The sequence below is a fragment of the Arachidicoccus sp. genome, from assembly GCF_050436765.1.
GTDB lineage: Bacteria > Bacteroidota > Bacteroidia > Chitinophagales > Chitinophagaceae > Arachidicoccus.
In genome coordinates this window covers 1-8,992 of the sequence record NZ_JBNQGD010000204.1, presented here as the reverse complement: position 1 = coordinate 8,992, position 8,992 = coordinate 1, and the positions used below count along the sequence as shown (strand labels likewise).

The following is an 8,992-nucleotide window of genomic DNA, read 5'->3' as shown; positions in this document are numbered from 1 at the left end:
TTAATTCAATATCAACTAGTTGTGTTTTTGGCTACCGAAAAGTGTTCAAAACAGGTGAAACAAAGCTGGTTGCAACAAATTCAAGGTCATTTCATTAATGCATTGCAACAAAGTGCTAAAATTGAAGACTACCGGTCTAAATTCTTTTAATGGAAATTAGGCTTATGTGTTGACATAAAAAAAGCAAGTGAAATCTCACTTGCTTTTTTTTGCCATTCCAGAAAAGAAATTACAGAAAGCTATAACTTACGGCTCCATCTTTCTCATCTTTCAGTAAAATGCCTAGCGCTGATAATTCGTTTCTAATTTTATCACTCGTTACGAAGTCTTTTTTAGCTTTGGCATCTTTGCGCATATCTATCAATAACTGAATGGCACCCCGCAATTGTTCTCCCTTATTTTCCGTAATATCTTTTAAACCGAGAATATCTTTTATATAAATATTCATTTTTTCTTTTAATGAACAAATGGTGCTTTTGCTTAAAGCATCCGTTGCAATATGTTTATCTTTTATGCCATTGATAATAGGGACGATCTCAAACATATTTGCCAAAACTTTAGCCGTGCTAAAATCGTCATTCATAAACTCATCGAACTCGTTTAAAAGACTTTTTACTTTGTCTTCGAGTGCTGTGTCGGCAGGTTCTTCTTCGGAAACAAAAGAAAAATTTTGTAAAATTTCATTGGCTTCCAATAACCTTTTCAAACCCTTTTCAGCCGCCTTCAGCGCTTCATTGCTAAAATCTAAAGTAGAACGGTAATGTGTCTGTAAAATAAAAAATCGAATCACCATTGGGTGATACGCCTGTTCCAAGGCAGGGTGATTACCGCTAAACAACTCGGTTAACTTAATCACATTATTATAACTCTTACCCATCTTACGGCCATTGATGGTAATCATATTATTATGCAGCCAATAACGTGCAGGGATTTTATGATTACAAACAACACTCTGTGCTATTTCACATTCGTGATGGGGGAACTGTAAATCCATTCCACCTCCGTGAATATCAAATTCGGCACCTAAATATTTATTACTCATGGCGGAGCATTCAATGTGCCATCCTGGAAATCCTTCTCCCCAGGGGCTTTTCCAGCGCATAATATGTTCCGGTGGGGCGTTTTTCCATAAAGCAAAATCTGCTTTATTCCTTTTGTCTTCCTGATTATCCAAATCACGGGTAGATTCTATCGTCTCATCCAAAACTCTACCACTCAAAATACCGTAAGGCATATTTTGTTTGGAATAGTCCTGATTGTATTTCTCTACATCAAAATATACAGAACCATTTGCTACATAAGCATACCCATCGGCAATTATTTTTTCAATCATCACGATCTGCTCTACAATGTGGCCAGTTGCCGTAGGCTCGATGCTTGGTGAAAGCGTGTTAAACTCTTGCATTCCCCAATGAAAAAGATCGGTATATTTCTTTACCAGCTCCATGGGTTCCAGTTTTTCAAGGAAAGCTTTAGAAGAAATTTTATCTTCCGCTTCTTTTCCCTCCTCCTCGAAATGACCGGCATCAGTTATGTTTCGCACATAGCGCACTTTATTCCCCAGATGTTGCAAGTAACGATTTACTACATCAAAAGTTATGTATGGCCTTGCATGACCCAGATGTGATTCGCCGCTTACGGTTGGTCCACAAACATACATGCCGACATATCCCTTGGTAATGGGCGTAAATATTTCTTTCTGTCGCGTGAGCGAATTATAAACTTTTAGTTCCATTATTTATAAATAAAACCTTTCGGATATTGATAATTTCTGCGAAGATAAATTTTTGATAACGAATTACGTTATTGAGATGCAAATATTCGTTACTAAAATTCGTTTAAAATATAGAATTGCAATTCAAATAATATATTACCGCAAATAGATTCGATTTTCTTACAAATGACAAGATCAGACAAAATTATTAAATATTAAAATTTAACACAAAAATCTGAATCCGCTTTACGAAAGACAGCTCTGCCTGTTTTTAGGTTTCGCCGATTTTTTCTTTTCCGGCTTCAGCCGGTCATACGCTATGCCGGTCGGTGCCGCAGCTGCGACGACATATACATGCAATAAAGTTTTACGTATCAGAGATTCATATCATCGCGTATTTTCTATTGAGTTTAAAGAAAACGAAAACAGGAGTCCATTTTATTGCATTTTGAATATTTTCGGGATTGTTGTTTGAGCGAGTGTAGCTGTGAACATCATTTGAGCTTGGAGCATTTGCTTTTTAATCATTAAAAAGCGAGATTCATCGGGATATGTTTAATAGTCCTATGGCATGTTTTTTATATCGCTGAAGCTTCATAGCGTATTGTTCTTTATTGGAAACAAGACTTAGATAGTAATACGCACCATCTACTATTACAAAAATAAGATCAGCAGTAAATACGGCATCCTCTACTTTAACTACACCTTCATTTTTACACACAACAATTAATTGCTCGAGCTTTTCTCTAAGTGCATTTAAAAGCAGTTCATATTTTTTTTGTATTACCTTATCCCTGAATGCGAGAGAATAACAACTGTATGATACACTGTCATCAAACAATATATTCCATTTGTCAGAAAATAGATTTTGGATGACGTGCATCAATTTTTCTAAAGATGTACAATCATTGTTGTTCTTAATATTGAAAATGAGTAGATATTTGTCCAGAATGTACTCTACCAATCCGTAAACCAAGTGTTCTTTATTTCGAAAATAATGAATGATAAGGCTTGGAGGAATATTTATAATCTCTGCAGTTTTAGCAAGGGAAGCATTCTCAAGGCCCTCCTTCTTGGCCAGTTTATAAAATGCTTTTATGATTTCTTTCTGGCGGGGCTCTTTTAAGCTTTTTCTTCCCATAAAATCTCTTCTCTAAAATTGAAATTGACGATATCTTTTCCTAAGAAGCTAAGGTAAAGGAAATTAATTTTTAATTTTCAAATAAAAAGAACAAACGTTTGCGTTTCACTGTTTACAGCTATTTCAGAAAAACGTGATTTAGGGGCATTGTTTTTTTCAATAAAATGTTAATATTTTTATTGAATGAATATTCAATCTAATTATTTAATAATCGAGCGATCTAAAAATGATAATTTTTTAATTTGATTAAAGCGATACCCGAAAATTATATCTTTTATTTTGCTATCAATTTTTAACGGAAACTCAAACCATTCACAATTACTAACAAAAAAACAAACTATGCACAAGTTCATTCTCACATTTAGTTTTTGTTTGGCCTTTTTATTATCGCTTGCCCAGAAAATCACGGTAAAAGGTACCGTAAAAGATGAAACCGGTACAGCAGTACCCAATGCTACTATTTCGATCAAAGGAACAGCTACTACGACCATGGCCGATACGGCCGGTATATTTTCTGTTTCTGCACGGGCAAACGCTGTGTTAATTATTTCGTCCATTGGGTACAAAACCAAAGAAGTTGCAATGGGAGGAAGCGACTCAACCACATTAAATGTAGTTCTTACCAGTACTAATCAGGGGCTGAATGACGTGGTGGTAGTGGGCTATGGAACTGAAAAGAAAATAAATCTTAGCGGAGCAGTTGCCAGCGTTTCGGGAGCTGTATTGGAATCGAGGCCTATTACCAATATAAATGCAGGCTTGGAGGGGGTGTTGCCCAACCTTAATATTACTCCTTCTTCGGGGCGGCCTGATGATGCAGCTTCATTCAATATTCGCGGTTTTGCAAGCATCAGTAGTTCGGGTACTCCGTTAATATTGGTGGATAATGTTCCCTTTAGTGCAGGCCAACTTGCTTCACTAAATCCTTCAGATATTGCAAATGTTACTGTTCTTAAGGATGCCGGAGCTGCGGCTGTTTATGGAGGACGTGCAGCTTTCGGTGTAGTGCTGATTACTACAAAAAGTGCCAGATTAAATCAGCTACAGGTCCACGCTTCGGGAAATGTGGCCTATAGGACGATTGGCAGCGGCCCTGATATAATTACCGACCCCCTTCAAATAATGGAAGCCAAAAATGCGGCCTATACACCATGGGGTACGGTTTATTCGCAAACTGCGTTGAATTATGCCAAACAATTAGAGAAAGACCCTTCATTGCCGAGAACTATAGTGGATCCGGACAATCCTACACAATATCTTTATTATGGTTCTACAAATTGGCCGGATGAAATATTTGGTAAAAATGCGCCTACCTACACAGCGAACATAAGTGTTGCAAAAAAGGACGATAAACTGGCATATTTTTTATCTGCGGGATATTATAACCAACAGGGGTTGTTAAAAGAAAATGGAGATATATTTCACCGCTATAATTTGAGGTCAAGTGCTACTTATCAAATTACCAAATGGTGGAAAATAGGGAATAATACTGCATATAATTACACTTCCTATAATTATCCTTTGAATAATGATGTCTATATGTTTTGGGACGTGATGAGAACCCCGTCCACAGATGAAGTATATAATCCTGACGGCTCATATACTTCATCAGGATCCAGCATAGTAGGTCAGTTGAAAAACGGTGGACGCGTAAATTATAATATCGGCGATTTCTTAACCACATTCAACACAGAAATAGATATCATAAAAAAAGATTTGACATTGAAGGCTGACGGAACTTTCCACAATACCAATCAACCCCAAAGAACTTACGCAATACCGGTTCCCTATGTTACAGGTCCGGGGCAGCCTGTGCAATATCAGCTAGCAGATGGAATCAGTGCTTCCTATGCCCAAAATGATTATACATCTACTACCGATAATGTTTACAACGTGTATGCCGATTATCAAAAGACATTAGGAAAGCATTCGATCCATGCCTTGGCCGGATTTAATCAGGAGCATTATCAAACCAACTATTCCAGCGTTAACGTACAAGATTTAATTACTTCAAGCGTGCCGTCTATCCAAACAGCAACCGGAATAGCGACCGGAAATGAATCAATTAACGATTATGCACTTAGGGGATTGTTTTACCGACTAAACTATATATATGCCGATAAATACATTCTGGAATTCGACGGCAGAGACGATGGCTCCTCTCGCTTTCCGGCAAATCACAGGTGGGGATTTTTCCCTTCCGGCTCGGCTGCATGGGTAATATCTAAAGAAAATTTTTTTCACGATATAATATCCCCAAAAAATTGGAGTTTATTCAAATTGAGAGGTTCTTATGGTGTGTTGGGTAATCAATTAAGTAATAGTTACTATCCTTATATAGCCACTTTAGGATCAGGTAAAATCTCTCAAATTCTTGATGGGACTCAGCCGATAGCCGTGACTTTACCTGCAGTCGTATCATCAAATCTTACATGGGAAAAAGTGAAAACGATTAATATCGGAACGGATTTGGGATTTTTAAACAACAAACTTACAATCAGTTATGACTGGTACACCAGATATACTGAGGGAATGCTGGTGCCAAGTAAAACATTACCAGCAGTGTTTGGTGCTTCATCTCCGGTTACGAATGCTGCTGACTTAAAAACAATCGGATGGGATCTTTCTGTGAATTGGCATGATGACTACAAAGTAGCAGGATATCCGTGGACCGTTTCTGCTACGGTTGCATTGGCCAACAGTAACGCCTATATTACCAAGTATGATAATCCTACCGGACTATTAAGCAATTATTATAAGGGGGAACGGATCGGGACCATTTGGGGAATGGTAAACGACGGCTTTTTTCAGAATGCAAATCAAATAGCCGCATTGGATGAAAGTCAAATACTTTCTTATTCTAATGAGCCGATGGAAATTGGCGATTTGAGGTTTAAGGATATAAATGGCGATAAGAAAATTACGGAGGGCAATAATACTTTAAGCGATCCGGGCGATAGAAAAGTTATTGGTAACAGTTCTCCAAGATTTCCATACAGTCTGGATTTAAGTACAAGTTGGAAAGGTTTTGACCTGCGGATCTTCCTCCAGGGAATAGGTAAAATGGATTGGTATCCAAACTCATCCAATATCTACTTTTGGGGGTTATATGCGCAGCCTTGGACAAACCTTACCAAGTTTAACGAAGATCGCTGGACGCCGGATAATCCGAACAGCGGTTATTTCCCGAGACTGAAAGCATATTCAGCGGATGGATCCGGTGAATTATCTCTACCACAAACAAGGTATTTACAAAATGCGGGTTATTTACGGGCGAAGAATATCACTTTTGGTTATTCTCTCCCCTCGCTGTTAATGAAGAAATGGGGCCTGAAAAGTTTAAGATTTTATTTCAGCGCAGAAAACCTTTTAACTTTTACTTCATTGAAAGGTGGTTTGGATCCGGAGGGACTGGCAGGAAACATTTATCCGTTTCAAAAAACATTCTCTTTTGGATTTGACATGAATTTGTAATTAAATATTTCTTGTTAATAAATTATAATTAAAAAATAAAAATTATGCAACGCATAAATATATTTGCAGCTTTCGGCTTGTTTACGCTATTTTCTTTATTGTTGCCATCTTGTAACAAAGATTTCCTCAATAAGTATCCGCAAACAAGTATAGCTCCGGAAAACTTTTTTAAAAATACGGCAGACCTAAATACTTATTGTAACAGTTTTTATTCGCAACTGTCATTTCCTTATACGGACAATGTTTCTGACAATATATCTATTTATAACGAATCAAATGAGATAGATGCACTCACAAGGGGCATCCTAAAGTCGTCAGATGTTACTACTTATTCGAGTGGATGGACCCGATCCTCATGGGCTAAGCTTCGGTCTATCAATTTCATGCTTGATCATATAAGCGGAGTAGCGGGCGATTCTGCCGATATAAATAGTTATGTGGGGATTGCGCGTTTCTTTAGAGCACTGTTTTATTACGGCATGGTAAAACGATATTCAGATGTGCCTTGGATAAACCATGCGATAGATAATACCGATACTGCTGCTTTGTATGGAACTGTGACACCAAGAGCTATAGTAATGGATTCCGTTCTGAATGACCTACAGTTTGCGGTTGATCATATTAAGCAGGCATCCAATGAAGATTATACCCGTATAACCAAATGGAGTGCCTTGGCACTTATGAGCCGGATTTGTTTGTATGAAGGAACCTATCGGAAATATCATGCCGAACTAGGACTGACAAATGATTATATGCGGTTTCTCCAAAAATCACAATGGGCATCTGAACAAATTATTTCCGGTGGGCTATTTCATATTTCAGGATCCTCTGCTATAGATTTCAGGAATCTTTTTGATGCTACTACACTTGCCGGCAATCCCGAAGTATTGCTATGGGCGCAATATGATCCCAAATTGAATAGTGTAGGCACGGAATTAGTATTAAGTTTTGATTATGGATTAAGCAAGAACTTAGAGCAAACATTCCTTATGAATGACGGAAGCCGTTTTACAGATATTCCAGGACATGATACTATCGGATATGTAGGTGTTTTTAAAAATCGTGACCCGAGACTCGCCGAGACCTATGTTTATCCCGGATTTACTAGTAATACTAACAATTCTTATCCGTATTTTGGAGTATGCACTTTTGGTTTATATGCCCAGGTAAAATTTTATCCCAGAGATCCTTCTCAAAGAGCTGGTTATGGGTTAAACAATTCAGCTGTTGCGATGTTCAGGTATGCAGAAGTTCTATTAAATGAAATCGAATCAAAAGCGGAGCAAGGGCTTAGTATACAGCAAAACGATATAGATGCGACCATAAATCTTCTTCGTCAGCGCGTTGGAATGCCCTCCATGCAACTTGCCGCAGTTCAAAGTAATATAGATCCGGTTCTCGCGGCATATTACCCGAATGTAACTGGAAATTTGAAAGGGCTGATCCTTGAGATTCGTAGAGAACGTAGGGTGGAATTGGCGTGTGAAGGTCTTCGATTCGATGATATGCAACGTTGGGCAATTGGCTCACAATTGGCTACAGGCCAGGTAGGTGTTTATGTTCCTAAACTTGGTGGAATCGATTTAACTGGCGATGGCTTACCGGATATTGCCATCTTAAACCAGGAATCGGACACGACAGCGTTAAAAGCATCGCTTTCTTCAACAGCATATAACAATATCGGAGGAAAATTCACTTATCTTACTACTACAAGTGATGGGGTTGCTCCCAGTATTTATCTTACCAATGGAACCAGTGGAAATATAGGGTTTCTTGCTAACAAAAATGTTACGAGAGCCTTTGTATCTCCTCAATATTATTATCGTCCTATACCACAACAAGAGATTACATTAAATCCAAACCTAAAACAACCGTTTGGATGGTAATGCATGTAACCATTAAGAGCGTTAAGAACGTTCGGAAATATATTTAACAATATTCAATTATGAAACGAAGGGAATTATTACAAAAAATGGGGATTCTGGCGGCAGCACCTTTACTGGGAAATAGTGTCAAAGCAGTAAATAACGGAGATGGTGCACGAGAGAGAAAGGCAAAACCCGTGCTTACCATTGCCCATATAACGGATGTCCACATTCGTGAAGGGGATAATGCGCCAGATCGGTTCCGCAAGTGCTTGCGAATGATATTGGAGAAACACAAGCCTGATTTTTTCCTTAACGGCGGCGATTCGATTCACGACGCCTCTTACGATAATGTAATAAGGGGGCAGGTAACGGCATTGTGGCAAATATGGGATGAGTGCATAAAGGAAATTGAAGGCTATGAGATATATGCCTGTATCGGAAATCATGATACCTGGTGGAAAGCGCCAAGCCAAACTGATGAGATGTATGGCAAACCATATGTTGTGAAGCGTCTCCATATTCCTGACAGATATTATAGTTTCAATAAGCGTAACTGGCATTTTATTGTTCTGGATGGAAACAACAAAGATATTTCCTTGGATGAAGACCAATTCAACTGGCTAAAACAAGACCTGATGCAATTGCCCCCGGAAAGCCACGTGCTGCTCATGTCCCACTATCCCATCTTAGGAACCACACAAGTTTTGGTCGGTGGCGGGCATTCAGACTGCAAGGCTTTGAAAGATTTATTTTATCAGCATAGAGATAAGGTTAGGATATGCCTTTCCGGACATA

Annotated in this window: 5 protein-coding genes; 3 read left to right on the top strand and 2 right to left on the bottom strand. The window is 38.4% G+C overall.

The features are described 5' to 3' along the window. Window positions 1-229 precede the first annotated feature (229 nt). Window positions 230-1,735, bottom strand: a complete 1,506-nt coding sequence (gene cysS, locus ACQR30_RS09010; protein WP_429734210.1) for a cysteine--tRNA ligase — start codon at window positions 1,733-1,735, stop codon at window positions 230-232. A gap of 520 nt (window positions 1,736-2,255) precedes the next feature. Then, on the bottom strand, window positions 2,256-2,855 hold the full coding sequence (locus tag ACQR30_RS09005; protein WP_429734208.1) for a TetR/AcrR family transcriptional regulator: 600 nt from the start codon (window positions 2,853-2,855) through the stop codon (window positions 2,256-2,258). A 339-nt stretch (window positions 2,856-3,194) separates the two neighbouring features. Here ACQR30_RS09005 and ACQR30_RS09000 point away from each other — a divergent pair, with 339 nt between their 5' ends. The 3 genes from ACQR30_RS09000 to ACQR30_RS08990 all read left to right on the top strand — a co-directional run. Next, entirely contained in the window at window positions 3,195-6,329 is a 3,135-nt protein-coding gene (locus tag ACQR30_RS09000; RefSeq protein ID WP_429734206.1) for a SusC/RagA family TonB-linked outer membrane protein, read from the top strand. Between the two features lie 44 nt (window positions 6,330-6,373). Then, window positions 6,374-8,215 carry a RagB/SusD family nutrient uptake outer membrane protein gene (locus ACQR30_RS08995; protein ID WP_429734204.1) on the top strand — a complete coding sequence of 614 codons (1,842 nt, stop codon included), beginning with the start codon at window positions 6,374-6,376 and terminating at the stop codon, window positions 8,213-8,215. Window positions 8,216-8,274: 59 nt separating this feature from the next. After that, window positions 8,275-8,992 (top strand): metallophosphoesterase family protein (locus ACQR30_RS08990; RefSeq protein WP_429734202.1); only part of this gene is annotated, 718 nt, incomplete at its 3' end.

Excerpts from the sequence above, each read along its gene's own strand:
- cysS (WP_429734210.1), bottom strand. The coding sequence starts at position 1,735 with ATGGAACTAAAAGTTTATAATTCGCTCACGCGACAGAAAGAAATATTT.
- ACQR30_RS09005 (WP_429734208.1), bottom strand. The coding sequence starts at position 2,855 with ATGGGAAGAAAAAGCTTAAAAGAGCCCCGCCAGAAAGAAATCATAAAA.
- ACQR30_RS09000 (WP_429734206.1), top strand. The coding sequence starts at position 3,195 with ATGCACAAGTTCATTCTCACATTTAGTTTTTGTTTGGCCTTTTTATTA.
- ACQR30_RS08995 (WP_429734204.1), top strand. The coding sequence starts at position 6,374 with ATGCAACGCATAAATATATTTGCAGCTTTCGGCTTGTTTACGCTATTT.